Consider the following 24,614-nt stretch of genomic DNA (forward strand, 5'->3'; position numbering starts at 1 on the left):
GTCTAGGGCAGATCGGGCGGCAAGGTCAAAACCCGATTCGGCAAATCACGTCAGAACCACCCCCGCCGCGCGCATCTGCGCACAGGCGGCGGCCAGCGATCCGTCCAGATCAATCGCCCGGCAGGCGCTCATCTGCACCGTCACCGCATAGCCCAGCCGCGCGGCATCCAGCGCCGAATAGGCGACGCAGAAATCGGTGGCCAGCCCGACCAGCGTCACCGCCCCCACGCCCCGGTCGCGCAGATAGCCATCCAGCCCGGTGGGGGTGCTGCGGTCATTCTCGAAAAACGCCGAATAGCTGTCGATCTGCGCCCGAAACCCCTTGCGGATCACCAGATCCGCCGCATCGACCTGCAGCCCCGGATGAAACGCCGCCCCCGCCGTGCCCTGCACGCAATGGGTGGGCCACAAGACCTGCGGCCCGTAAGGCATCTCCACCATCGAAAACGGCGCCGCGCCCGGATGATTGGCGGCAAAGCTCGCATGATCCGCCGGGTGCCAGTCCTGCGTCAGCACCTTCACCTCAAAGCTGCCCAGCAGCGCGTTGACCTCCGCCAGGATCGCATCGCCCCCGGCCACCGCCAGCGCGCCACCGGGGCAGAAATCGTTCTGCACGTCGATCACGATCAGCGCTTCGGTCATGCCAGCCTCCTGCGGTTTCCCCATGGCTACGCAGCCCCGCCCGATGCGTCAATGCCGCGCTTGCATTTCGCGCCCGCCCGCGCCAGATGGGGCCATGTTCACCATCACCGCGCTCTATCACTTCACCCGCTTCCCCGACCCCGCCGCCCTGCGCGCGCCCCTGCAAACGCTGGCCGAGGCGCAGGGCGTCAAAGGCTCGCTGCTGTTGGCGACCGAGGGGATCAACGGCACCATCGCCGGCCCCCGCGCCGGGATCGACGCCATGCTGGCGCATATCCGCGCCCTGCCCGGTTGCGCCGCGTTGGCGCATAAGGAAAGCTGGTCCGACACCATGCCGTTTGGCCGCATGAAAGTGCGGCTGAAGCGGGAAATCGTCACCATGGGCCAGCCCGACATCGACCCGCGCGCCTCTGTCGGCCATTACGTCGCCCCTGCCGACTGGAACGAGTTGATCACCCAACCCGACGTGGCGGTGATCGACACCCGCAACGATTACGAGGTCGCCATCGGCACCTTTCGGGGCGCCGTGGATCCCGAAACCCGCAGCTTCCGCGATTTTCCCGCCTGGTGGGCCGCGAACAAGGAGCGGTTTCACAACAAGCGCATCGCCATGTTCTGCACCGGCGGCATCCGCTGCGAGAAATCGACGAATTTCCTGCTGCAGCAGGGCGTGCCCGAGGTCTTTCACCTCAAGGGCGGCATCCTGCAATATCTGGAAGACGTGCCCGAGGATCAAAGCCTGTGGCACGGCCAGTGCTATGTCTTCGATCAGCGCGTCAGCGTCGGCCACGGCCTTGTGCCCGGCGATTACGACACCTGCCACGCTTGCCGCCGCCCGCTGTCCGCCACCGACAAGCAGCACGAAGCCTATGAAGAAGGCGTGCAATGCCCGCATTGCACCGGCGAATATACCGAGGCCGACCGCGCCCGGTTCCGCGAGCGGATGCACCAGATGCGACTGGCCGAACAGCGCGGCACCCGCCACCTCGGCGCCTGACACCACCCCCACCCCGGCCCTCCCCCCTGAAGGGGGAGGGGGCGCCTTGGCCCCGCCGTGGCTGGGCGGCATTGGCGTCGCAAAGGCAGGGGCTTTGCCCCTCTTGGCCTGCGGCCAATTCACCCCAGGATATTTTTGAACAGAAAATAAGGGGGCGATGCGCGCCGTGTCAGGGGGCAGCGCCCAGCGTGATCTCCACCGCCCGCGCCAGGCCCATCACCGGGTCAAACCGCCCCTGCCGCAGAAACAGCACGGTCTGCGCGATCACCTCGGGGTTCAGCATCATGAAAGTATGCGTCACCGGCAGCACCAGATGCGCCCGCATCCCCGCCACCCGGGTCGAGGCGACCGAGACCTTGCCGTCATCCTGCCCGTCGATGAGCGCCGAATAGACCGGGTTCAGCGAGCGTGTGCCCGCGATCACCCCCAATTCGTAATCCGGCAGGGCCAGCGCCAGCGGCACCGATCCCGCGCCGGTGCCCAGTTCCATCCCGGCAGGGCCGTTGATCCATTCGAAGGCGCCCAGATGCCCGAAGGCATCGACGATCTCTGACCCGCCATTGGGCGGCGCCAGCATCACCACCCGCCCCATCTGCGCCGGTTTGTGATCGGCCAGCCAGACCCGCGCCAGAATCCCGCCCATCGAATGGGTCACGACATGCACCGGCCCCGGCCCGCAGCGTGCCACCGCCTCGCCCACAAGCGGCGCCAGATCGCGGATCGGCGCGGCGGTCGAGGGGTAGCCCTCGTTCACCACGTCAAATCCCTGCGCCTGCAGCGCCTTTTCCATCGCCAGCAGCGAGGCCTCGCTGCGCGCCAGCCCATGCAGCAGCACCACGCAATCGGCCCAAACCGGAGCGGCCCACAGGCAAAGGATCAGAACCAGACGCAGCATCCCCGCAATCTAGGCCCCTCGCCCCGCCATGACCATGGACAAACCGCCCGCCATCGGCCAGCCTCGGCCCATGTCGAAGCCCAGCCCCCGCCTTGCCGCCCGCGCCCTGATCCTGCAGGACAACCGCCTGTTGCTCGTCAACGCCTTCCGCACCACCGTCTCGGATCTGTGGTGCGCGCCCGGTGGCGGCGTCGAACGCGGCGCCTCGCTGCCCGCCAACCTCGCCCGCGAGGTGTACGAGGAAACCGGCCTCACCGTCACCGTGGGCGCCCCGGCGCTGGTGAACGAATTTCACGATCCCCATGGCAGCTTCCATCAGGTGGACATCTATTTCCGCTGCACCATCACCGCAGGCCAGATTTCGTCCAACTGGCGCGACCCCGAAGGTATCGTGACCGAGCGCCGCTTCTTCTCGCGCGCCGGTCTCGCCGCCATCCGCTTCAAACCCGACAGTCTGGCCGCCGCCGCCTGGGGCGAAGGCATCCTCTATGACCCGCTGGAGCCGATCGTCCGATGAGCCGCGCCTTCGTCAAGGAAGACGGCAATGATCTGGCCCCCCTGCCCGACCTGCCGATCCCCGACCATCCGAACTATGTCACCCCGCGCGGTCTGGCCGCGCTGCAGACCCGCCTGCGCGATACGCAATCCCGCCTCGCCACCCTGCGCGCCCGCCCCGACCGGCTCGACAAACTGCCCGAGGCCGCCGCCGAACGCGACATCCGCTATCTGGAGGCGCGGTTGCGCTCGGCCCAGGTGATCGACCCGGCGCGCCAGCCGCTGACCGCCGTCGCCTTCGGCCTGCGCGTCACCGTGGCGGAGGGCAGCGGCCAGACCGCCACCTATGAAATCACCGGCGAGGATGAGGCCGATGCCCCCCTTGGCCGCATCGCCCCCCATTCGCCGCTCGCCCGCGCGCTCATGGGCGCCGAACCCGGCGATACCGTCACCTGGCGCCGCCCCACCGGGCCGCTGGAGCTGGAAATCCTCAAGATCGAGCCTCCCGATGATCCGCAGCCTTGACCCGCAACAAGACCGCGCCGCCGTCGCGGCGCTGTTCCGCGCCGCCGCCGATTACGTCGCGCTGGAAACCGGCCTGCCGGTCGATGACTCGCAGGCCGACGCCTTCTTCACCGATGCCCCGCCTGGCATCGACCCGGCCACCAGTCTGCGCCTCGGCCTGTTCGACGGCGCCACCCTGCTGGGCAAGGTGGATGTGGCCTTCGGCTATCCCGGGCCGCAGGATGCCTATATCGGCCTGATGATCTTTGCCCCTGCCGCCCGCGGCGCAGGCCATGGCGCCCGCCTGCTGCGCGCGGTCGAAACCGCCGCCCGGGCGCGCGGCGCCACCCGCCTGCTGATCGCCGCGCTGGAGGCCAATCCCAAAGGCCGCGCCTTCTGGCAGCGGGAAGGCTTCCTGCCCGAACAGGTGTTCCCTGATCGCCCCTATGGCACCCGGCACCACACCGTCCACCGGATGGCCAAACCGCTCTGATCCCTTCTTCTTTGTAAAAATACCCACGGGGGGAGGCCGCAGGCCGTGGTCCCCCCTCTCAGCCCGCGCGCAGGCCCGCCGCGCAGCGCGTCCAGACCCAGCCACAGGGCGCAAGCCGCACCACGCCGCCCGCCAGCACCGCCCCTTCCGATGGCCCGTCCAGCGCCGCAAGCCCCGTCACCGGCACATCCACCGCCACATCCGACAGGTTGAACAGGCACAGCACCGATCCGCCCGCCGCATCGCGCCGGAAGCCCAGCACCGGCGCCGCCAGATCGAAGAACACGCTCCGCCCCGCCTGCAACGCCGATCCCTTCCGCCACCCCAGCAGGCTGCGATAGGTTTCCAGCACCGATCCGTCCACCCCGTCCTGCCCCATCACGTTGCGCGCCAGTTGCGGCGCCTTCACCGGCAGCCAGGGCTTCACCGCGCTGAACCCGCCATGGCGCGACCCGTCCCACACCATCGGTGTGCGGCAGCCATCGCGCCCCTTGTAATCCGGCCAGAAGCGGAAGCCGGGCGGGTCGGTCAGCTCGTCATACTCGATCTCCGTCTCGCTCTGCCCCAGTTCCTCGCCCTGATACAGACAGATCGAGCCCTCAAAGCTCAGCAGCAGCGCCGCCGCCAGCTTGGCCACCTGTTCTGGCGTGCCAAAGTCTTCCCAGCGCGTCACATGGCGGATCACGTCATGGTTGGAAAAGGCCCACATCGGCCAGCCATTCGGCGCCGCGTCAAAGAACCCTTCCACGCGCGACCGGAAATGCGCGGGCGAGAATTTCGGCCCCAGCATGTCAAAGCTGTAGGCCATGTGCAGCCGCCCGTCGCTGGTGTAATCCTCCATGATCTTCAGCGCCCGGCGCGGGTTGTCGCCTACCTCGCCCACCATGGTCCGCCCGTCATAACCGTCCAGCACCGCCCGCATCCGCGCCAGAAACGCCAGATTCTCGGGCCGCGTCTTGGAATATTCGTGGTCCTGCATGTCATAGGGATTGACCGCCGGGGTGTTTTCCACGCTCGGCTCCGGCCCGTTGTCGCGCAGCTTGGCATCGTGGAAGTAATAGTTCACCGTATCCAGCCGGAACCCGTCCACCCCCCGCTCCAGCCAGAAGCGCAGCACGGAAAGCGCCCAGTCCTGCACCTCGGGGTTATGAAAGTTGAAATCCGGCTGCGAGGGCAGGAAGTTGTGCAGGTAATACTGCCGCCGCTGCGTATCCCATTCCCAGGCAGAACCACCAAAGACCGAAATCCAGTTGTTGGGCGGGCTGCCATCGGGTTTCGCATCGGCCCAGACATACCAGTCCGCCTTGGCATTGTCGCGCGACCGTCGGCTTTCGGCAAAGAACGGATGCTGGTCGCTGGAATGGCTGATCACCTGATCCACGATCACCTTCAGGCCCAGATCATGGGCGCGGTCCACCAGCGCGTCAAAATCCTCCAGCGTGCCGAACAGCGGGTCGATGTCGCAATAGTCCGACACGTCATAGCCCATGTCGGCCATCGGGCTGCGAAACACCGGCGACAGCCAGATCGCATCGACCCCCAGCCGCGCCACATGGTCCAGCCGATGGGTGATCCCCGCCAGATCACCGATCCCGTCGCCATCGCTATCCTGAAAGGATCGCGGGTAGATCTGATAGACCACCGCGCCGCGCCACCACTCGCTCATGCCTGTCTCCTGCACCGTTCGCGCTAACGTAGCGCCCCCCGGCCCCGGCCCGCAAGCGCCCGACGGCGGGTGTACCGGGGGTGTACGCCCGGTGTACCGATGTCACCCCCCCTTTTTTCACCATTCCAAACCCCGATTGTGTGCATCACAAAAATCACATTGACCCTGCGCCGCCGCCGCCTCACCCTCCGCCCCTGATCGGAGCGCGCCATGACCAAAGCCAATATCTTCACCCCCGTCCTCATCGCGGGCTGTGTGATCCTGCTGCTGAACTTCGCCCTGCGGGCCAGTTTCGGCGTGTTCCAATTGCCCATCGCCAATGAATTTGGCTGGCCGCGGGCCGAATTTTCGCTGGCCATCGCCATCCAGAACCTTGCCTGGGGCATCGGCCAGCCGCTGTTCGGCGCCGTGGCGGAACGGTTCGGGGATCGCAAGGCGATCATCGCCGGCGCCCTGCTGTATGCGCTGGGGCTGGTGCTGTCGTCTTTCGCCGTCACGCCGGGGCAGATGCAACTTCTTGAAATCCTTGTCGGTTTCGGTATCGCGGGCACCGGCTTCGGTGTGGTTCTGGCCGTGGTGGGCCGGGCTGCCGCCCCCGAACACCGCTCGCTCACCCTTGGCATCGCCACCGCCGCAGGCTCTGCCGGTCAGGTGGTCGGCGCCCCCTTGGCCGAAATTCTGCTGCAAAGCTTCCCATGGCAGGGCGTCTTTCTGATCTTCGCGGGCATCATCCTTGCCACGCTGCTGGCCCTGCCCTTCCTGCGCTCGCCCGAACTTGCCAGCCGGGCCGAGCTGGAAGAAAGCTTGGGCAGCGTGCTGAAACGCGCCTTCGTCGATCCGTCTTTCATCATGATTTTCCTTGGTTTTTTCTCCTGCGGCTATCAGTTGGCCTTCATCACCGCCCACTTTCCCGCCTTCGTGACCGAGATGTGCGGCCCGATTGATCCCAACGGCCCGCTCGCCGCCCTGGGCATTTCCAGCACCTCGGCACTGGGGGCGGTGGCAATCTCGGTGATCGGCCTCGCCAATATCGTCGGCACGATCACGGCGGGGATGCTGGGCAAGAAGTTCACGAAAAAGTATTTGTTGGCAGGTATTTACACCGCCCGCACCGTGATTGCCGCCGCCTTCATCCTGCTGCCGATGACGCCGACCACCGTGCTGTTGTTCTCGATCTCGATGGGCGCGCTGTGGCTGGCCACCGTGCCGCTGACCTCGGGCCTTGTCGCGCATATCTACGGGCTGCGCTACATGGGCACGCTCTACGGCTTCGTGTTCCTCAGCCACCAGATCGGCGGCTTCCTCGGCGTCTGGCTGGGTGGGAAAATGTATGACATTACAGGCAATTACACGCTGGTCTGGTGGATCGGCGTCGGCGTCGGCGCCTTCTCGGCCCTCGTCCACCTGCCCATCCGCGAACGGCCCTGGGCCGCGCAGGCGGCCTGACCCATGCGCCTCGGCATCGCCAGCCTTGTCACAGCCTATGTGCTGAGCCAGTTCTACCGCGCCTTTCTGGCAGTTCTGGCCCCGACCCTGAAAGCCGAACTTGGCGCCAGCGCCGAAGATCTGGCGCTGGCCTCGGGCCTGTGGTTCCTGACCTTCGCCGCCATGCAGCTTCCCGTCGGCTGGGCGCTGGATCGCATCGGCCCGCGCCGCACCAGCGCCGTTCTGCTGGCACTGGGCGGCGGCGGCGGCGCCCTTGTCTTTGCCACCGCACAGGGACCGCTGGCCGTCACCTTGGCGATGGGCCTGATCGGCATCGGCTGCGCCCCGGTGCTGATGTCCAGCTACTACATCTTCGCCCGCCTCTACCGCCCCGCCGTCTTTGCCACCCTCGCCACCGCCACGATCGGCATCGGCAGCCTTGGCAATATCGCAGGCAGCCTGCCCCTTGCCCGCGCGATCGAGGCGTTCGGCTGGCGCGGCACGCTGGGCGCCACCGCCGCGCTGACCCTGCTGGTCGCGGCCCTGATCGCCCTGGCCGTGCGCGACCCGGAACGCGCAGAGGGCCATGCCGAAGGCTCGGTGCTGGATTTGCTGAAACTCCGTGCCCTATGGCCGATTCTGGCAATGATGGCAGTCTGTTACCTGCCTGCCGGGGCGCTGCGCGGGCTGTGGATCGGCCCCTATTATGCCGATGTTTTCGCGGCGAATACCGAAACGGTGGGCCGCGCGACGCTGGTGATGGGTCTGGCGATGGTGGCCGGAAACTTCGCCTATGGCCCGCTGGACCGGCTGTTTCGCACCCGCAAACGGGTGATCTTCACCGGAAACCTGATCTGCGCGCTCAGCCTGCTGGCGCTGTGGCTGCGCCCCGAGGCGGGCGGCTGGTTCACCCTGGCCCTGCTGTCGGCGATGGGGTTCTTCGGGTCCAGCTTCGGTATGGTCATCGCCCATGGCCGCGCCTTCTTTCCCCCGCATCTGGTGGGCCGGGGGGTGACGCTGCTCAACCTGTTCGGCATCGGCTCTGTCGGGCTGGTGCAACTGCTCACCGGGCGTTTGCATGCCGCCATCGCCCCCCTCCCCCCGTCGGCCCCCTATGCCGCGCTGTTCCTGTTCTTCGGCGCAACGCTGCTGTTCGGCTGCCTGATCTACCTCTTCGCCAAAGACCGCACCGACTGAGCTTTCCCTTTGCCCGGCGCGGGCCTACTTTGGCGCCAGCAACAGACAGGCCCGCGATGATCGTCTTCCCCGCCGAATACAATGCCCGCAAGGAAGCCGTGTTCAAAGCGCTGGCCGAGGTTGAGGGCGCCTCGCGCCGCCTGACCGCCATCCCGCTGAACTTCCACGATTTCCCGGAAACCGCCGCCCGCGTGGCCGAAGCGCTGGCCCGCGCCAAGCGCCAGCCGAAAGGCCCCGTCGCGCGCTGGCTGAAACGGCAACTGCTGCGCGGCCAATACAACTGGGCCCGGCGCCATTTCACCAAGCACCCCGACCAGATCGCGCTGGCGTGGAACGGCCTCACCGGCTCGCGCATGTGTTTCCTGCAAGGGGCGCGCGATGCCGGGGCGCCCACGCTTTATGCCGAACTTGCCCCCCTGCCCGGTCGCATCACGCTGGACCCTGCGGGGGTGAACGCCGAGGGATCAGTGCCGCAAGGCCCTGATTTCTATCGCCAATGGGCCATCACCCATGACACCACCTCTTGGCGCGCCATCGGCGCGGGCCTGACCGCCCGCGCCTCGCGCCGCGCCGATGTCGGGCAAGCGGGCGGCGCATTGCCCGATACGCCCTTCCTGTTCTGCCCGCTGCAAGTGCCCGATGACAGTCAGGTCACGCTGTTCGCGGGCTGGTGTGGCGGCATGGACGGGTTTCTGGCGGCGCTGGCACAGGCCGCCGCCCATCTGCCCGCAGGCTGGCACCTGCGGCTGAAAGAGCATCCCTCGGCCAAGATCCCGCTGACCGCCGCGTTGGCCCCCCTGCTTGCCACCGGGCGCGCCGTGCTGGACAATGGCACCGACAGCTTTGCCCAGATCGCCGCCTCGCGCGGGGTGGTGACGCTGAACTCGTCGATGGGGCTGCAAAGCTTCTTCCATGACAAGCCCGTCATCACGCTCGGCCGCGCCTTCTTCACCCTGCCGGGGCTGGCGAACCACGCGCCCAACCAGCCCAGCTTGAACGCTCTGTTCACGACGCCCGACCGACAAGGATTCGACGCAGACCTGCGCGCCGCCTTCCTGCATTGGCTCGGCACCGCCTATTACCCCGCCTTCACCGCCCCCGAAGGCCAGCCCGCGCAGTATGACCGTGACGCATTCGCCGCAAAGCTCGCACAAGCGCGTGCGCAGGCCCGCGCGCGTGCAGAACCCCTTCCCCCCCGCCCCCCGTTGCGGTAAGGGGCAGCGTCACTTTTGACGCTATGGAGGGTCCCCGATGGGCTATAAAGTCGTCGTCGTTGGTGCCACGGGCAACGTGGGCCGCGAAATGCTGAACATCCTCGCCGAGCGCGAGTTCCCGGTGGACGAGATCACTGCGCTGGCTTCGCGCAATTCTCTCGGCACCGAAGTCAGCTTCGGGGACAAGACTCTCAAGACCAAAGACCTCGCCGATTTCGATTTCACCGGCTGGGACATCGCCTTCTTCGCCGTCGGCTCCGACGCGACGAAGATCTATGCCCCCAAGGCCGCCTCGCAGGGCTGCGTGGTGATCGACAACTCGTCGCTCTACCGCTACGACCCCGACGTTCCGCTGGTCGTGCCGGAAGTGAACGCCGAGGCCGTGGACGGCTACAAGAAGAAGATGATCATCGCCAACCCCAACTGCTCCACCGCGCAGATGGTCGTGGCGCTGAAGCCGCTGCATGATCGCGCCCGCATCAAGCGCGTTGTCGTCGCCACCTACCAGTCGGTGTCCGGCACCGGCAAGGAAGCAATCGACGAGCTGTGGAACCAGACCAAGGGCATGTATGTCCCCGGTCAGGAAGTGGCGCCGAAGGTCTATCCGAAACAGATCGCCTTCAACGTGATTCCGCATATCGACGTGTTCCTCGATGACGGTTCCACCAAGGAAGAGTGGAAGATGGTCGCGGAAACCAAGAAGATCCTCGACAAGAACATCAAGCTCACTGCGACCTGCGTGCGCGTGCCGGTGTTCGTCGGCCATTCCGAGGCGATCAATATCGAGTTTGAAGACCCGATCGACTGGCAGGAAGCGCAAGACATCCTGCGCGAGGCGCCCGGCATCATGGTGATCGACAAGCGCGAGGCCGGTGGCTACATCACCCCGGTCGAATGTGTGGGCGATTACGCCACCTATATCAGCCGCATCCGTCAGGACAGCACGGTTGAAAACGGCCTGTCGCTGTGGTGCGTGTCCGACAACCTGCGCAAGGGCGCGGCGCTGAACGCGGTGCAGATCGCCGAAGTTCTGGGCAAGCGCTGCCTGAAAAAAGGCTGATCCCCACCTGGATCACGCCAGAAAGCCCCGCCCGCGTGCGGGGCTTTTTCATGCGCATTTCCTGTTTGAAAATATCCCCGCCGGAGGCTACCCGAGGCGATCCGGGCCCTGCCCGGTCGCCGAGACAAAGACTTGCGCCGCAGGCGCGCCTTTTGACGGCGGGCCAGGCGGAACTGTCGCCGGGGGGCTGTCTGCCCCCACCGGACTTCGCCCCCCTGAGGAAACTTACTCGCCGATCAAAGCCGGGGTTTCCGGGGCGAGTTCCTCGAAATCAAAGTTGTCCAAGCGGCGGGCGCGGCGACCGGCTTTTTCGGAAGAAATCTTGATCTCCTCCAGATCCTTGGCGGCCTGCCCGAAATGGCGGTCCAAGTTGCCCACGCGGTCGCCGAGCCGCTGCACGTCCTTGTAAAGCTCGGCCAGTTCCTTGCGGATCGCCCCCGCCTGTTCGCGCATCCGCGCGTCTTTCAGCACGGCGCGCATGGTGTTCAGCGTCGCCATGCAGGTGGTGGGCGAGACAATCCAGACGCGGGCGGCAAAGCCGTCGCGGATCAGTTCGGGGTAATTGGCGTGCAACTCGGCATAGACGGCTTCCGAGGGCAGGAACATCAGCGCGCCATCCGCCGTTTCGCCTTCCAGAATGTATTTCTCGGAAATCGCCCGAATATGGGCGCGGACCGAGGTGCGCAGCAGGCGGGATGCGGCCTCGGTCTCGATCGGGGTCTGGGCGCGGCGCAGCGCCTCATAGGCCTCCAGCGGGAACTTGCTGTCGATCACGATGGGGCCGGGCGGGTTGGGCAGGTGGATCAGGCAATCGGCCCGCTTGCCGTTGGAAAGCGTGGCCTGCATCGTATAGCTGTCAGACGGCAGCGCCTTCAGCACGATGTCATGCAGCTGAATTTCGCCAAAGGCGCCGCGGGTCTGTTTATTGGACAGGATGTCTTGCAGGCTCAGCACATTGCCCGACAGTTTTTCGATATTGGCCTGCGCCTTGTCGATGGTTTCCAGCCTTTGCTGCAACTCGCCCAAGCTGCGCGCCGTGCGGGTGGATGACCCGTGCAGGCTTTCGCCCATCTGGCGCTGCACCTCGGCCAGACGCTGTTCCATCACGCGCAGCATGGCGCTTTGGCTGACGGCCTGCGTTTCGGAAACGTGGTGCAGCCCGCCTGCCAGCCGTTCCTGCCCCTCGGCCAGCGCCTGCACCCGCTGGCCCAGCCAGCCCAGTTCCTGCAACAGAGGCCCCGCCGTGCTGGAAGACCGCGCCACCGCGCGCAGCAGCAGCCCCATCAGCAGCAGGAACAGCGCCCCTGCCCCGCCGATGATCAGCACAAGGGGATCATTGAGGTCGATATTGGCCAGCCCGTTCATCTGCGTCCGAACAGCCGTTCAATATCGGCCAGCTTGAGTTCCACATAGGTCGGGCGGCCATGGTTGCACTGGCCCGACAGCGGCGTCGCCTCCATCTCGCGCAGCAGGGCGTTCATCTCGTCGGCGCGCATCTGGCGGCCCGAGCGGATGGAGCCGTGGCAGGCCATGCGGCTGAGCACGGCGTCGATGCGGCCTTTGAGTCGCTCTGATGAGCCGAGATCGGCCAGATCATCCACGATGTCGCGGATCAGGGCGCTGGCATCCACACGACCCAAGATCGCGGGCACCTCGCGCACCGCCACCGCACCGCCGCCGAAGGGTTCGACCACAAGGCCAAGCGCCGCCAGATCGGGTGCAATATCCAGCAGGCGGGCAGCGTCGGCCTCTGACAGATCGACGATTTCGGGGATCAGCAGCGCCTGCGCCGCGATGCCCTTGTCGGCCGCCTGCGCCTTCAGCCGCTCATAGACCAACCGCTCGTGTGCGGCGTGCTGATCGACGATGACCATGCCGCGCGTGGTCTGGGCGATGATATAGTTTTCATGCACCTGCGCGCGGGCGGCGCCCAAGGGCCGTTCGGTCAGATCGGGTTCCGGGGCGGCCACCGCCTCTACCCGGGCGGAAGGCGCTTCGGCAAAGCCGAAGCCTTCGGGCGCTTGCGCGGTATAGGCGCGCATCAGGCTGGGCTGGCTGGGCCGATCCATCTGATAGACGCGGGGAAAGCCGGACGCTTGTTGCGGTTCGGGCTGAAAGGCCGCCAGCGTTTCATCCGCCACGGTCGAAGAGGCCCGATGCCCCGCCCCGCCCAATGCCAGACGCAGGCCCGACACGATCAGCCCCCGCGCCAGCGCCGGTTCGCGGAACCGCACCTCGGATTTCGCGGGATGCACGTTCACATCCACCCGTTCGGGATCGCAGATCAGGTTCAGCACCGCCGCTGGGTGCCGATCCCGGCTGAGCACATCCATATAGGCGGCGCGCAGGGCACCGAACAGCATCTTGTCCAGCACCGGGCGGCCATTCACGAACAGGAACTGCGCGGCGGACGATCCGCGCGAATAGGTGGGCAGCGCGGCATAGCCCACGAGGTGCAGCCCCTCCCGCTCCAGATCAATGCGCAGGGCGTTGTCGGTGAAATCGGCGCCAAGGACGCGCGACAGGCGGCCATGCAGCGCATCGAAGAAGTCGCCATTCTCCGGGTCGGCGCGGAAGACCACGCGCCCCTCGCCCCCGCCCGACACATCGCGCAGGATGAATCCGACATGCGGTTCCGCCAGCGCCAGACGTTTCACCACATCGGCAATCGCGCCCATTTCCGACCGATCAGAGCGCATGAATTTCAGCCGGGCCGGGGTGGCGAAGAACAGGTCGCGCAGTTCCACCACCGTGCCACGGGACAGCGCGGCGGGGCGCGGGGCGCCCATGCGGCCGCCTTCAACGCTCAGGCTCACGCCGTCATGGCCTTCGGCGCGCGAGGTCAGCGTCAGGCGGCCCACCGCGCCCAGCGAGGGGAGCGCCTCGCCGCGAAAGCCGAAGCTGCGGATGTTCAGCAGATCGGACCCGTCGATCTTCGATGTGGCATGGCGTGATAGCGCCAGCGGCAGGTCTTCGGCGGTCATGCCGCAGCCGTCATCCGTCACCCGGATCAGCGTCTTGCCGCCATCGGCGTAATCGACGGTGATCCGCCGCGCCCCGGCATCCAGCGCGTTTTCCACCAGTTCCTTCACGGCAGAGGCCGGACGTTCCACCACCTCGCCCGCAGCGATGCGGTTGATCGCCGCTTCGTCCAACTGCCGGATGACAGGCCGCGCTATCTGGGGGGTATCGAGTTTCATACCCCCAGAGCTAGCATGAGGCGGCAGATTCGGCCACAGGAATAGCGGCGCAGGTCACGGAGCCGGCAGCCCTTCGGGTTGGCCCACCACGACGATGCGCAGGTCATCGGGGCGGTAGATCCGCTTGGCCACCCGCGCCACATCGGCCAGCGTCACCGCCTCGATCCGGGCATTGCGGGTTTTGGGATAGTCCTTGTCATAGCCGCTCATCTGCATCCCCACGAGGATATTGGCGATGGTGCCATTGCCATCGAAGCGGAGCGGATAGGCGCCGGTGAGGTAGGTCTTGGCGGCGGAAAGTTCGGCCTCGGTCACGCCTTGGGCGGCGCGCGCCCATTCCTGCCGCAGCACCTCCACCGCCTGCCCGGCGGTGCGGTTGTCGGTGGCGAATTCGCCCAGCACCAGATCGGCCTGATCGTAATCGGCCAGATAGCTGCCGACGCCATAGGTGAGGCCGCGCTTTTCGCGCAACTCGATCATCAGGCGGGCGGTGAAACGGTCGCCACCGACGATTTCGTTCAGCACGAAAGCGGCGAAATAATCGGGATCGTCGCGGGGGATGCCGTCATGGCCAAACATCACCACGGCCTGTGGTGTCGGGAACGGTTGCACCATCACACCGCCGGTCAGGCCGACCTTGGCCGGGCCGGGCAGCGGGGCGCCGGTGGCGGGCAATTCGCCCAGCAGATGATCCAGCAGCGCGCCCAGTTCCTCGGGCGTGATGTCGCCCACCGCCGCCACATACAGCCGGTCGCGCGCCATGGCACCACGATGGGCGGCAAGGATGTCATCCCGGGTCAGCGCAGCCACGCTGGCCTGCGTGCCATCGCCCGAACTGCCATAGGGATGATCGCCAAAGGCCATATGCGAGAACACATCGCCCGCAATCGTGCCCGGATCTTTCTCGCCCGCGCGGATATTGGTCAGCACCTGCCCGCGCACCCGTTCCACCGCATCGGCATCAAAGCGCGGGTGGTTGATCGCCAGCCGCAGCAGCTCGGCCGCCCGTGCGCGGTTTTCGGTCAGCATCCGCGCCGAAACCGATACGGAATCGACCGAGGCGTTGAAGCGAAACTCGGCCGCCAGCGCATCGCGGCTTTCCGCGAATTTCTGCGCGTTCATCTCTGCCGCACCTTCTTCGATCAGCGCGGTCATCAGGTTCACCGCACCGCGCTTGCCCTCGGCATCCAGAGATGTGCCGCCGCGAAAGCGGATTTCCAGCGCGGTGAAGGGGATGCCATGTTCCTCGACCAGCCAGGCCTTGATGCCGCCGGGCGAGGTGACTTCCTGAATATTCGTCTCGGCCTGCAGCGGCAGGGCGATCAGCGCGAACAATGCAACCAGACGCCAGATCATTGCGCGCCCCCCTCTGCCAGCAACCAGCCGGTCACGGCATTGCGCCGATCCAGCACCTTGCGCGCGGCGGCCATCACCTCTTCGGGTGTCACCTCTTGCAGCACCTTCGGCCAATCCTGCACATCGCGCACCGAAAGCCCGGTGGTCAGGGCTGCGCCATAGCGGCGGGCGATGCCATCCACATCATCCTGCGCATAGACCTCGGACGCGCGCAGTTGCGTGCGGATCCGTTCAAACGCCGCCATATCGGGGCCGGAGGCGAGGAAATCGGCAATCACCTTGTCCATCGCCGCCTCGGCATCCGCTGGTTTCACCCCCGGCAGCGGGATCAGGCCAAGGCCGAAACTGCCGCTGTCCAGCGCGGTGCCATCGTAATAGGCATAGGATTGCACGGCGACCGGCGCCTCGAATTGCAGCTTTTTCGCCAGCAGGCTGGTTGTGCCCGACCCGCCCAGCAATTCGGCCAGAAAGGTCAGCGCCGCCGCCTCTTTCTGGTCGCCGGGGCGGCGGTTGGGCGCCAGATAGCTGCGCATCAGATAGGGTTCCGACACCCGTTCATCCTGCATGGTCAGGCGACGTTCGGCCAGTTGCGGCGGTTCCTGCGGGCGCAGGCGCGGTGGCAGGTTTTCGGTGGGGGCAATTTGCCCATAGCGCGATTGCGCCAGTTTGCGCACGTCATCGGGGGCCACATCGCCCGCCACGACCAGCACCGCATTGTTGGGCGCGTAATAGGTCTTGTAAAACGCCTCGGCATCCGCACGATCCAGCGCCGCGATTTCGTGCCGCCAACCGATCACCGGCACACCGTAGGGGTGGTTGAGGTATTGCGCCGCGCGCATCTGTTCCTGAAACAGGCTGCCCGGATCGCTGTCGGTGCGCTGGCTGCGTTCTTCAAGGATCACATTGCGCTCGGTGCCCACCACATCATCGGTCAGTTGCAGATGGCGCATCCGGTCTGCCTCCATCCCCATCATCAGATCAAGGCGATCTGCGGCAACCCGCTGAAAATAGGCGGTGTAATCCCAACTGGTAAAGGCATTGTCGCTGCCGCCCTGTGCTGCGACGGTGGCGGAAAACTCGCCCGCCTTCAAACGATCTGTCGCCTTGAACATCAGGTGTTCGAAGAAATGCGCTATGCCGGAATGGCCGGCAGGTTCATCCGCCGCGCCGACCTTGTACCACAGCATCTGCACCGCCACCGGCGTGCGGTGATCTTCGATCACCACCACCTGCAACCCGTTGTCGAGCGTGAAATCCGAAACCGTCCCGGCAAGGACGGTGGTGGGGCCTAGGGCGGCGATCATCGCGGCCACCCGGAACATCTTGCGCATCTGCACCCTCTCGCACTGTGGCCCAACACCTACGCCTCGAGGCGCGGCGGTCAAGCGGGGGTGACGCGGAGTTTACTCAGACACCTGCGGCGGAGCCGAAGGTGTCGCCGCGCCCAGCCGTCGCCAGCGCGCCAGTTCGGCATATTGATCGAGCGATTGTGGCGCATAGGCCTTGAAATAGACGTTGACGGCAAAGACCCGCTCCAGCAGGCGGCCATCATTGTTGCGGCGATATTCCAGATCCTCGGCGGCCAGCGTGCTGCGGATGCCCGAGGCGACGCCAAAGCGCGTGGCCTGCGCCACCAGCGCCGCATCGCTGCCCCCGGCGCCCGGTTTGCCCCCCAGTGCCGTGATCGCATCCGCCTCCGGGGTCGGGTCGGTCAGATTTATGCCGCCCGGGGTCGGCGGCGGCAGGGAGGCAAGCGATTCAGGCATCTGCAAGGGTTTGGGCGGCAGAATACCGAATTCATCAGGCCCGTTTGAGGATTTGCGGATATTCATCAGGTTCGGGTCATCATTCCGCCCGCAACCGGCAAGCAACAGGGACAGCGCCGCGGCGCCTGCCAGAGTGGCCCTCCATGCTGCCTTCATAACTGACTCCCGCAACTCCGTCCCGTTGTCTTTAGCGCAAAGGATCGGGCGCGTCACGAGGTCTTTCCGCGCGATTTGCGGGGCTTGGCGGGGGGCCGCGCGTCCGATCCCGTAAACAGCACAAGCCCGGCCGCACCCGCGAAAATGGCAATGTCGGCCACGTTGAACGCATAGGGGTTTTCATAACCGCAGCAGGACATGTTGAGAAAATCCGCCACCGCGCCATAGACCAACCGGTCCACCACATTGCCCAAGGCGCCGCCGATCAGCACGCCCGCCGAGGCGCGGGCCCATGGGCCATGCGGCGCCCGCGCCGTCCAGCGCCAGACCCAGGCCACGATGACCAGCGACAGCAGGATCAGCACCCAGCGCATCACCCCGGCACTTGAGGCAAACAGGCCGAAATTCACCCCCTGATTCCACGCCATGCGGAAGTTCAGGAAGGGCGGGATCACGTCGATCTCGCCCCGCGATATCAGGTCGAGGCCTTGGACGACGCCGATCTTGGTGATCTGGTCGATCGCAAAGACCAGCGCCGCGATAAGGGCCACGCGCCGCATGTCAGTGCCGGAAATGGCGCATGGAGGTGAAGACCATCGCCAGCCCACGCTCGTCCGCCGCCGCGATCACCTCGGCGTCGCGCATCGAGCCGCCGGGCTGGATGATCGCCGTGGCCCCCGCCTCTGCCGCCGTGATCAGGCCATCGGCGAAGGGGAAGAACGCATCGGAGGCGACGACCGAGCCCTGGGTCAGCGGTGCGGCAAGCCCCAGCGCCTCGGCCATGTCCTGCGATTTGCGGGCGGCGATTCGGGTGCTGTCCACCCGGCTCATCTGACCGGCGCCGACACCGACAGTCGCGCCGTCTTTCACATAGATGATCGCGTTGGATTTGACGTGTTTTGCCACTGTCCAGGCGAACAGCAGGTCGCGCAGTTCGGCGTCAGAGGGCGCGCGCTTGGTCACCACCTTCAGATCGGCCAGCGCCAGCGCGCCATTGTCGCGGTCCTGCACAAGGAAGCCACCGGCGACCTGTTTCCACGCCAGCCCCTTGGCCTTCGGGTCGGGCAGGCGGTCGGTGGTCAGCAGGCGCAGGTTCTTCTTGGCGGCGAAGATCTGCCGCGCCTCGGGCGAGGCGCCGGGAGCGATGACGACTTCGGTGAAGATCTCGGTGATCTTTTCCGCCGTCGCCGCATCCAGCGGCTGGTTCAGCGCGATGATGCCGCCGAAGGCCGAAGTGCGGTCGCAATCAAAGGCGCGCGCATAGGCCTCGGCCATGGTGGCGCCGGTCGCCACGCCGCAGGGATTGGCGTGTTTGATGATGGCGCAGGCCGGACCCTTGGCCGGATCGAATTCCGCCACCAGTTCAAAGGCGGCATCCGTATCGTTGATGTTGTTGTAAGACAGTTCCTTGCCCTGCGCCTGCATCGCGGTCGCCACACCGGGGCGCTGCGTGCCATCGGTGTAGAAGGCGGCCTTCTGGTGCGGGTTTTCGCCATAGCGCAGGGTCTGGGCCAGCGTGCCGGCAAAGGCGCGGCGGCGCGGCGCCTCTTCCTTGATCGCCCCGGCCATCCATGCGGAAACGGCGGCATCATAGGCAGCGGTGCGCGAATAGGCGGTCAGCGCCAGTTTCTGGCGGAAGGCATAGGTGGTGGCACCGTCATGTGCTTTCATCTCGGCCAGCAGGGCGGTGTAATCCTGCGGATCGGTGATGACATTGACGAATTTGTGGTTCTTCGACGCCGCACGGATCATCGCCGGGCCGCCGATGTCGATATTCTCGATGCAGTCGGCATAAGAGGCGCCGCGCGCCACCGTCTGTTCGAACGGGTAAAGGTTCACCACCAGCAGGTCGATCGGCTCGATCCCATGGGCGGCCATGGCGACCAGATGTTCATCATCGTCGCGCAGCGCCAGAAGGCCGCCATGCACCATGGGATGCAGGGTTTTCACCCGCCCGTCCATCATTTCGGGAAAGCCGGTCACTTCGGCCACGTCGCGCACCTTCAGGCCTGCGGTGCGCAGCGTCTGCGCCGTGCCGCCGGTGGAGATCAGTTCGACCCCCTGCGCGGCCAGCGCGCGCGCGAGGTCCAGAAGCCCCGTCTTGTCGGACACCGACAGCAGCGCACGCCCGACGGGCACGAGGTTGACGGGTGCGGTATTGGCGGCGGTCAGCATTGGGGTTTCCCTCCAGATCAGGGGCGGGATGGGGGCTCATCCCGGTCAAGGTCGCGGATGGCGAGCGGAGTATCCTGTGCCTTCGCCAAGGTCCAGCCGATCCGGGCCTGAAAATCCTGCAAATGCGCGCTGAGGAGGATCTGTTTTGCGGCGCGCGGCATCAACCGGCCCTTTTCCAGATAGACCGAGGGTTCCAACGTCAGTTTTGCCTGCCCGTCATGGCGGAACACCCAGATCTCGCCCGAGCGTAGCGCGATGGAAACCGCCGCCCCGCCCATGTCGATTTCCGAATCCGCATCGGGGTGCAGATGGAAGCGGATGGCGAAATGCAGATCGCCCTTGTTGCGTTTGAGCATGGCCTGCAGGCGCGCCTTGTCCTCGGCGGTTTCGGCGGCCAGCATGTCCACCCCCAACAGGTGCCGCCCGTCGGGGCTGAGCGTCAGGTCGCGGAAATGCACCAGCCCATGCGTGCCGCGCCAGCCCGCATGGCCCAGCAACAGATGCTCGCCCTCGTCCGAATGGCCCTGCCGCAGCAGCACGACGCGGGCACGGTCTTCCAGCACCTCGCGCGCGTCATGGGCGAAACGGGACGAGGAATAGCCATCGATCGCCAGTGTCGAATGGCTTTGCGTCGCCCGGCTGGCGCGGTGCCAATCTGCCCCGAAGGGCGCGCCGCTGCCGCAATTCACGATCATCGGGCGCCGCCCCGAAGTCAGCTCGAACGCGAGGGTGGAGGCATGGGCAGAAGCTCCCGCCCGCCCCGCTGGCGGATCGGCGGCATCGACGATGACTGAGCTGCGCCCGCCCTGCAGCCGGGCAAAGCCCATGGCCAGCCCCGGATGCGGCACGGGTTTCACGCCGGAACTGGCCAGCGCATGATCCAGCCGCCCCTCCAGCCCGCGCCCACCGCCGTGAAACCGCGCCAGCCCGCCATCGGCATGGCGCAGGGTGCGCAGGGTCGGGGCGATGCGTTCGATCGCGGCCAGATGGGCATGGGGCACGATGCGCCCGGCATCGGCCAGCGCCTGCGCGGCCCAGGTGAGCAGGGTGAACACCTCCAGCAATTCCTCGGGGTTGCGGGTGGGGATGCCGCCTTGGGCATCCACCTCGCGCTCGCATTCCTTCGCCAGCGCGGCGGCGGCGGAATCGACGTGATGCTCCATCCCCAGCAGCGCCAGCCCGGCATAGATCAGCCCGGTCAGCGCCTCGAATCGCGGCAGGCCGGGCGAGGCCACCTGCCAGCGCGCGGCCAGAAACACCGTCTGATGCGACAGCGCGTGGTAATAGGCCAATGCCGCGTCACGGTCGCGCCCGCCCAGCAGCAGGATCGCGTGGTTGATCCAGCGGATCAGCCGCCGCCCGGTCAGGTCGGGCGACCAGCCGGGGCCACGCCCGCGCCCGAAGCGGTCGATCCAGCCAAAGGTCCAGTCCTGCGCGCGCTGCCGGGCCGCCGGATCGCCCACCGCCGCCAGATCATCCAGCCAGGCATAGCCGTGCAGATCGGCCTCGAAGGCCGGGCTGGGGCAAGGAATATCCCAGATCGGCGTGCCCGGCGCCTCGATCAGGTGGCCGGCGAACAGGAAATTGCCCGCCACAAGCTGCTTGCCCCGGGCATACAGGCCGATGGTGCGCGGTTCGGGCTGCGACACGAACCCGGCGGCAGGCGCCGCCTTGGCGGCACGCCGGGCGGCGCGGCGGTTCATCGCCTGCACCCAAACCTCTGCCCACCAAGCGTGTTGCGTCCCGCCCGCCATGCCTCGCTCACCTGTCCTGCACTGCCTGTCGCCCGGTTGCGGGTCTATGCTGCACCATAGCGTCCGGGGGGGCGACTGTCACCGCAAAACCCCGTTCGGATCTGGACCGGCGCCCGCCCGCGCGGCATGGTCGCCTCGACAGGAGCGCAACATGACCCATTCCGTGATCTTCGACCTTGACGGCACGCTGATCGACAGTGCCGCTGACATCCACGCCACCGCGAACAGTGTGCTGGGCACACATGGGCTGGCGCCCTTCACCCGGACCGAGGTGCAGGGCTTCGTCGGCCGCGGCGCGCCGGTGCTGGTGGCGCGGATGCTGGAGGCACGGGCGCAACCGACCGAAGGGCCCAGCTTCGACGCCTTTCTGGCCGCGTTTCTGGCGCTTTATGAGGGCGCCTGCACGCTGACCACGGTTTACCCCAATGCCGTTGCCGCGCTGGAAGCCTTGGCCGCCCGTGGCACGCGGCTTGGCCTGTGCACCAACAAGCCGCTGGCGCCCACCCATGCGGTGCTGCGCCATTTCGGGCTGGACCGCTTCTTTCCGGTGGTGATCGGCGGCGACAGTCTTGGCGTAAAGAAGCCGGACCCGGCGCCGCTGCTGGCCGCGCAGCAACAGCTTGGCGGCGGGCCGTTGCTGTTCGTGGGCGACAGCGAGGTGGATGCCGAAACTGCAACCCGCGCGGCGGCGCCGTTCCTGCTTTATACCGAAGGCTACCGTAAATCTCCCATCGCAGATCTGCCCCATGCCGCCAGTTTCAGCGATTTTTCAGACCTGCCGGGGCTGGTGGCCCGCCTCAGCGCGTGAGGCAGACCATGAAGAACCCGTCCATGCCGCCCTGCGCGGCCCAGTAATCGGGCCGCAGCCGCAGCGCGCCGGCGGGCGTGATCCATTCAGGCGCCACGCCTTCGGGCTGCACCCGCTGCACCGCCAGCCCCGGATGGCGGGCCAGGGCCGCCTCCAGTTGCGCCTCGCCCTCCTCCGGCAGCAAGGAGCAGGTGCAATAAACCAGCCGCCCGCCGGGTTTCAGCCAACCCAGCGCCCGATCCAGCAGTGCCGCCTGCAAGGGCAGCAGATCGGCCAGTTCCGAGCCGTCTTTGACAAAAGGCAGATCGGGGTGGCGGCGGATGGTGCCGGTGGCCGAACAAGGCGCATCCAGCAGAATCGCGTCGAACGGCGCCTCGGGCTGCCAGTGCAGCGCATCGGCGGCGATCACCTCGGCCTGCAAGCCGGTGCGGGCGAGGTTTTCGGCCAGCCGTGCCAGACGCGGGCCGCTGATGTCCAGTGCCGTGACCTGCGCCCCGGCGGCGGCCAGTTGCAGCGTCTTGCCGCCCGGCGCGGCGCACAAGTCCAGCACCCGCGCGCCCGGCTGCACCTGCAACAGCGGCACCGCCAATGCGGCGGCGGCATCCTGCACCCACCATGCGCCATCGTCATAGCCCGGCAGCGCCGAGATCTGCACGCCCGCAGGCAAGCGCCAACTGCCGGTGGGCAAGGCCGCGCCCGGCAGATCGCCGGTCCAGCCGGGTTTCAGCGTCAGATCGACCGGCGCGGGGCGGGCCTGCACCGCCTCCATCGCGCTGACCGCCTCGCGGCCCCAGGCATCGACCAGCGGCTTGCGCAGCCAATAGGGCAGCCGCTGCGGCGGCAGTTTGGCGAAGGGCGCTTCCAGCGCCGCGACCTTGCGCAGCACCGCATTGACCAGCCCCGACAGCGCGCCATTGTGGCGGTCGTTGCGCACAAGGCTCACCGCCTCGTTCACCACGCCATGCGCGGCCTCGCCCAAGGCCAGCTCCACCGTGCCCAGCCGCAAGATGTTCAGCACGGTCAGCACGGGCGGTTTGCGCAAAAAGGGCTTGAGCACGCGATCCGCCTGTTCCAGATGCCGCAGCACCTGCATCGCCAGCCGCTGCGCGCGGGCACGATCCCCCGGCGCCAGCCCCACCAGCCCGCCCTCGGCCTGCGAGAGCAGCAGCCCTTCGTCCAGCACCGCATCCAGCATCCGCACTGCTGCGGCCCGCGCCGTCATCGCCATCTTCCGCCCAAACCTTGTTACCTGCCCTGCGGCCCGTATATCATGGGTCATCCCCTCGCAAGGAATGAGCCGATGCGCGACGAAAAACCCGATCTTCCCGCCCCCGATCTTCCCCCCGAAGCGCTGCGCGCCCTTGCCGAGGCTGAAGAGCGCCGCAAAGCTGCCAAGGCGCTGGAACTGGCCCCCGAACTGGGCGGGCGCGACGGGCCAGAGCCGGTGCGTTATGGCGATTGGGAGAAGAAGGGGCTGGCGATCGACTTCTGAAGTCGTCGCCCCCTCACCCCGGCCCTCTCCCCCGGGGGGAGAGGGAGACGCCCAGCGTCAGCGCAGGCGAAAGGCCGCCGAATCGCCTGCGCCGCGATCCACCGTGAAGCGGATCTGATCGCCCTGCGCCTCGACCAACTGGCAGTTATAGGGGATGGGCTTGCCGCTCCAATCCATCTCGCGGCAGAAATAGCCATCTTTCCACTGCCAGCGCCCGGTCACACCCCAGCCCAGGGCCGAACCTTCGATGCGGCCATCTGGCAAAATGGTCAGGCCGATCCTGAACAGGCCCAGCCGCAATTCGCGCCCCGCCACCAGTTGCAGGAACTGATCGCGATCACGGACTGGCGTGAAGGCCTGTGCGGCGGCAGGCAAAACCAACAGAAGGCAAAGCGGGATCAGGCGCAGCAGCATGGCAAACCTCCGGGTCTGGACTATGCGGATACGCGCGAGGCGGGCGAAAGGTTCACGCCCGCCGGAATTTTTTCGCCTTACAGGCCCAAGACATCCAGCATGTCATAGGCGCCGGGCGCCTTGTCCTGCCCCCAAAGTGCGGCTTTCAGCGCGCCGCGCGCGAAAATGGCCCGGTCGGTCGCCACATGGCGCAGCACGATCCGCTCGCCGGGGCTGGCGAACAGCACGTCATGTTCGCCCACGATATCGCCGCCGCGGATCGCGCTGAACCCGATATCGCCGCGTTGCCGCGCGCCGGTGATACCGTCGCGCCCCGAATCGCGCACATCGGCCAGCGCCACGCCCCGCCCTTCGGCGGCGGCCTCGCCCAGCATCAGCGCGGTGCCCGACGGCGCATCGACCTTGCGGTTGTGATGCGCCTCGATGATTTCGATGTCCCAATCGGCATCCAGCGCCTGCGCCACTTTCTGCGTCAGCTTGACCAGCAGGTTGACGCCAAGGCTCATGTTGCCCGCGCGCACGATCACCGCATGATGCGCGGCGGCGGCGATCTTCGCCAGATGTTCGGCTTCCAGCCCGGTGGTGCCGATCACATGCACCGCCCGCGCCTGCGCGGCCAGCGCGGCGAATTCCACAGTTGCGGCGGGTGCGGTGAAATCAATCACCGCCTGCGCCTTGGCAAACGCCTCCAGCGGGTCATCGGTGCAGATCACCCCCAGCGCCGCACCGCCCATCGCCTCGCCCACATCCCGCCCCACCCAGGGGCTGCCCGCGCGTTCCACCGCGCCGACCAGCTTTGCCTTGCCGGACTCCAGCACCGTGCGGATCAGCATCTGCCCCATACGCCCCGAAGCGCCCGTGATCACGATCCCCGGCAAGTCGCCCATCTTCCGTCTCCTTCTGGC

General features: G+C 66.9%; 24 protein-coding genes. 10 read left to right on the forward strand and 14 right to left on the reverse strand.

Annotation, left to right across the window (positions count from 1 at the left end):
* Positions 1–45: 45 nt before the first annotated feature.
* Positions 46–642, reverse strand: a complete 597-nt coding sequence (gene pncA / locus BMX43_RS03215; protein WP_091297150.1) for a bifunctional nicotinamidase/pyrazinamidase — start codon at positions 640–642, stop codon at positions 46–48.
* 94 nt (positions 643–736) lie between these two features.
* On the opposite strand from pncA, the gene trhO reads away from it, so the two are divergent.
* Entirely contained in the window at positions 737–1,639 is a 903-nt protein-coding gene (gene trhO, locus BMX43_RS03220) for an oxygen-dependent tRNA uridine(34) hydroxylase TrhO (RefSeq protein ID WP_091296621.1), read from the forward strand.
* 169 nt (positions 1,640–1,808) lie between these two features.
* Here the strand turns inward: trhO and BMX43_RS03225 are convergent, their stop codons facing one another.
* Complete coding sequence (locus BMX43_RS03225; protein ID WP_091296624.1) at positions 1,809–2,534, reverse strand: alpha/beta fold hydrolase; 726 nt, start codon at positions 2,532–2,534, stop codon at positions 1,809–1,811.
* Positions 2,535–2,604: 70 nt separating this feature from the next.
* Here BMX43_RS03225 and BMX43_RS03230 point away from each other — a divergent pair, with 70 nt between their 5' ends.
* Genes BMX43_RS03230 through BMX43_RS03240 form a run of 3 tightly spaced genes read left to right on the forward strand, consistent with a single transcriptional unit; the run spans position 2,605 to position 4,026 of the window.
* Entirely contained in the window at positions 2,605–3,051 is a 447-nt protein-coding gene (locus tag BMX43_RS03230; protein ID WP_091297153.1) for an NUDIX domain-containing protein, read from the forward strand.
* A complete protein-coding gene (locus tag BMX43_RS03235) occupies positions 3,048–3,554 on the forward strand; it encodes a GreA/GreB family elongation factor (RefSeq protein WP_091296628.1) in 507 nt (168 codons plus the stop codon). Before BMX43_RS03230 ends, BMX43_RS03235 begins: the two co-directional genes overlap by 4 nt.
* Positions 3,538–4,026, forward strand: a complete 489-nt coding sequence (locus BMX43_RS03240) for a GNAT family N-acetyltransferase (RefSeq protein WP_091296631.1) — start codon at positions 3,538–3,540, stop codon at positions 4,024–4,026. Before BMX43_RS03235 ends, BMX43_RS03240 begins: the two co-directional genes overlap by 17 nt.
* Positions 4,027–4,084: 58 nt before the next feature.
* On the opposite strand, the gene BMX43_RS03245 is transcribed toward BMX43_RS03240, so the two are convergent.
* Complete coding sequence (locus tag BMX43_RS03245; RefSeq protein ID WP_091296635.1) at positions 4,085–5,692, reverse strand: alpha-amylase family glycosyl hydrolase; 1,608 nt, start codon at positions 5,690–5,692, stop codon at positions 4,085–4,087.
* Between the two features lie 210 nt (positions 5,693–5,902).
* Here BMX43_RS03245 and BMX43_RS03250 point away from each other — a divergent pair, with 210 nt between their 5' ends.
* From BMX43_RS03250 to BMX43_RS03265, 4 genes are read left to right on the forward strand one after another with little or no spacing between them, the layout of a single operon-like run.
* The gene (locus BMX43_RS03250; RefSeq protein ID WP_091296638.1) at positions 5,903–7,138 is read left to right on the forward strand and encodes an MFS transporter; all 1,236 of its coding nucleotides are present in this window, start codon (positions 5,903–5,905) and stop codon (positions 7,136–7,138) included.
* Positions 7,139–7,141: 3 nt separating this feature from the next.
* Positions 7,142–8,314 carry an MFS transporter gene (locus tag BMX43_RS03255; RefSeq protein ID WP_091296642.1) on the forward strand — a complete coding sequence of 391 codons (1,173 nt, stop codon included), beginning with the start codon at positions 7,142–7,144 and terminating at the stop codon, positions 8,312–8,314.
* Positions 8,315–8,370: 56 nt separating this feature from the next.
* The gene (locus tag BMX43_RS03260) at positions 8,371–9,528 is read left to right on the forward strand and encodes a capsular polysaccharide export protein, LipB/KpsS family (protein WP_091296646.1); all 1,158 of its coding nucleotides are present in this window, start codon (positions 8,371–8,373) and stop codon (positions 9,526–9,528) included.
* Between the two features lie 37 nt (positions 9,529–9,565).
* Positions 9,566–10,588: an aspartate-semialdehyde dehydrogenase gene (locus BMX43_RS03265; RefSeq protein WP_091296650.1), complete on the forward strand. Its 1,023-nt coding sequence runs from the start codon at positions 9,566–9,568 to the stop codon at positions 10,586–10,588.
* A gap of 225 nt (positions 10,589–10,813) precedes the next feature.
* On the opposite strand, the gene BMX43_RS03270 is transcribed toward BMX43_RS03265, so the two are convergent.
* The 8 genes from BMX43_RS03270 to BMX43_RS03305 all read right to left on the reverse strand — a co-directional run bounded on the left by BMX43_RS03270 (position 10,814) and on the right by BMX43_RS03305 (position 20,995).
* Positions 10,814–11,953, reverse strand: a complete 1,140-nt coding sequence (locus tag BMX43_RS03270) for a DNA recombination protein RmuC (protein WP_091296652.1) — start codon at positions 11,951–11,953, stop codon at positions 10,814–10,816.
* A complete protein-coding gene (mutL, locus tag BMX43_RS03275; protein ID WP_091296655.1) occupies positions 11,950–13,788 on the reverse strand; it encodes a DNA mismatch repair endonuclease MutL in 1,839 nt (612 codons plus the stop codon). The genes BMX43_RS03270 and mutL overlap by 4 nt, the downstream gene beginning before the upstream one ends.
* 54 nt (positions 13,789–13,842) lie before the next feature.
* Positions 13,843–15,144: a M16 family metallopeptidase gene (locus BMX43_RS03280; protein ID WP_091296658.1), complete on the reverse strand. Its 1,302-nt coding sequence runs from the start codon at positions 15,142–15,144 to the stop codon at positions 13,843–13,845.
* Positions 15,141–16,475: a M16 family metallopeptidase gene (locus BMX43_RS03285; RefSeq protein ID WP_175482004.1), complete on the reverse strand. Its 1,335-nt coding sequence runs from the start codon at positions 16,473–16,475 to the stop codon at positions 15,141–15,143. Before BMX43_RS03285 ends, BMX43_RS03280 begins: the two co-directional genes overlap by 4 nt.
* Before the next feature lie 72 nt (positions 16,476–16,547).
* Positions 16,548–17,066 carry a DUF3035 domain-containing protein gene (locus BMX43_RS03290; RefSeq protein WP_091296661.1) on the reverse strand — a complete coding sequence of 173 codons (519 nt, stop codon included), beginning with the start codon at positions 17,064–17,066 and terminating at the stop codon, positions 16,548–16,550.
* A 53-nt stretch (positions 17,067–17,119) separates the two neighbouring features.
* On the reverse strand, positions 17,120–17,626 hold the full coding sequence (lspA, locus tag BMX43_RS03295) for a signal peptidase II (RefSeq protein WP_091296664.1): 507 nt from the start codon (positions 17,624–17,626) through the stop codon (positions 17,120–17,122).
* 1 nt (position 17,627) lies between these two features.
* Positions 17,628–19,241 (reverse strand): bifunctional phosphoribosylaminoimidazolecarboxamide formyltransferase/IMP cyclohydrolase, encoded by a 1,614-nt coding sequence (purH, locus tag BMX43_RS03300; protein ID WP_091296667.1) that lies wholly within the window; start codon positions 19,239–19,241, stop codon positions 17,628–17,630.
* Positions 19,242–19,258: 17 nt separating this feature from the next.
* Positions 19,259–20,995, reverse strand: coding sequence for a heparinase II/III family protein (locus BMX43_RS03305; protein ID WP_245749356.1), 1,737 nt, complete (start codon positions 20,993–20,995; stop codon positions 19,259–19,261).
* A 151-nt stretch (positions 20,996–21,146) separates the two neighbouring features.
* On the opposite strand from BMX43_RS03305, the gene gph reads away from it, so the two are divergent.
* Entirely contained in the window at positions 21,147–21,803 is a 657-nt protein-coding gene (gene gph / locus BMX43_RS03310) for a phosphoglycolate phosphatase (protein ID WP_091296672.1), read from the forward strand.
* Here the strand turns inward: gph and BMX43_RS03315 are convergent.
* Positions 21,793–23,031, reverse strand: coding sequence for an RsmB/NOP family class I SAM-dependent RNA methyltransferase (locus BMX43_RS03315; protein WP_091296675.1), 1,239 nt, complete (start codon positions 23,029–23,031; stop codon positions 21,793–21,795). The two genes, gph and BMX43_RS03315, sit on opposite strands and share 11 nt — an antisense overlap.
* Positions 23,032–23,103: 72 nt before the next feature.
* On the opposite strand from BMX43_RS03315, the gene BMX43_RS03320 reads away from it, so the two are divergent.
* Positions 23,104–23,295, forward strand: a complete 192-nt coding sequence (locus BMX43_RS03320) for a DUF1674 domain-containing protein (protein WP_091296680.1) — start codon at positions 23,104–23,106, stop codon at positions 23,293–23,295.
* 57 nt (positions 23,296–23,352) lie between these two features.
* Here BMX43_RS03320 and BMX43_RS03325 read toward each other — a convergent pair whose 3' ends face one another.
* Both BMX43_RS03325 and dapB read right to left on the reverse strand, forming a co-directional pair.
* A complete protein-coding gene (locus BMX43_RS03325) occupies positions 23,353–23,709 on the reverse strand; it encodes a dihydrodipicolinate reductase (RefSeq protein WP_091296685.1) in 357 nt (118 codons plus the stop codon).
* Positions 23,710–23,786: 77 nt separating this feature from the next.
* Positions 23,787–24,596, reverse strand: coding sequence for a 4-hydroxy-tetrahydrodipicolinate reductase (gene dapB / locus BMX43_RS03330; protein WP_091296688.1), 810 nt, complete (start codon positions 24,594–24,596; stop codon positions 23,787–23,789).
* Positions 24,597–24,614: the final 18 nt, after the last annotated feature.

The sequence above is a fragment of the Gemmobacter aquatilis genome (assembly GCF_900110025.1).
GTDB classification, from domain to species: Bacteria; Pseudomonadota; Alphaproteobacteria; order Rhodobacterales; family Rhodobacteraceae; genus Gemmobacter; species Gemmobacter aquatilis.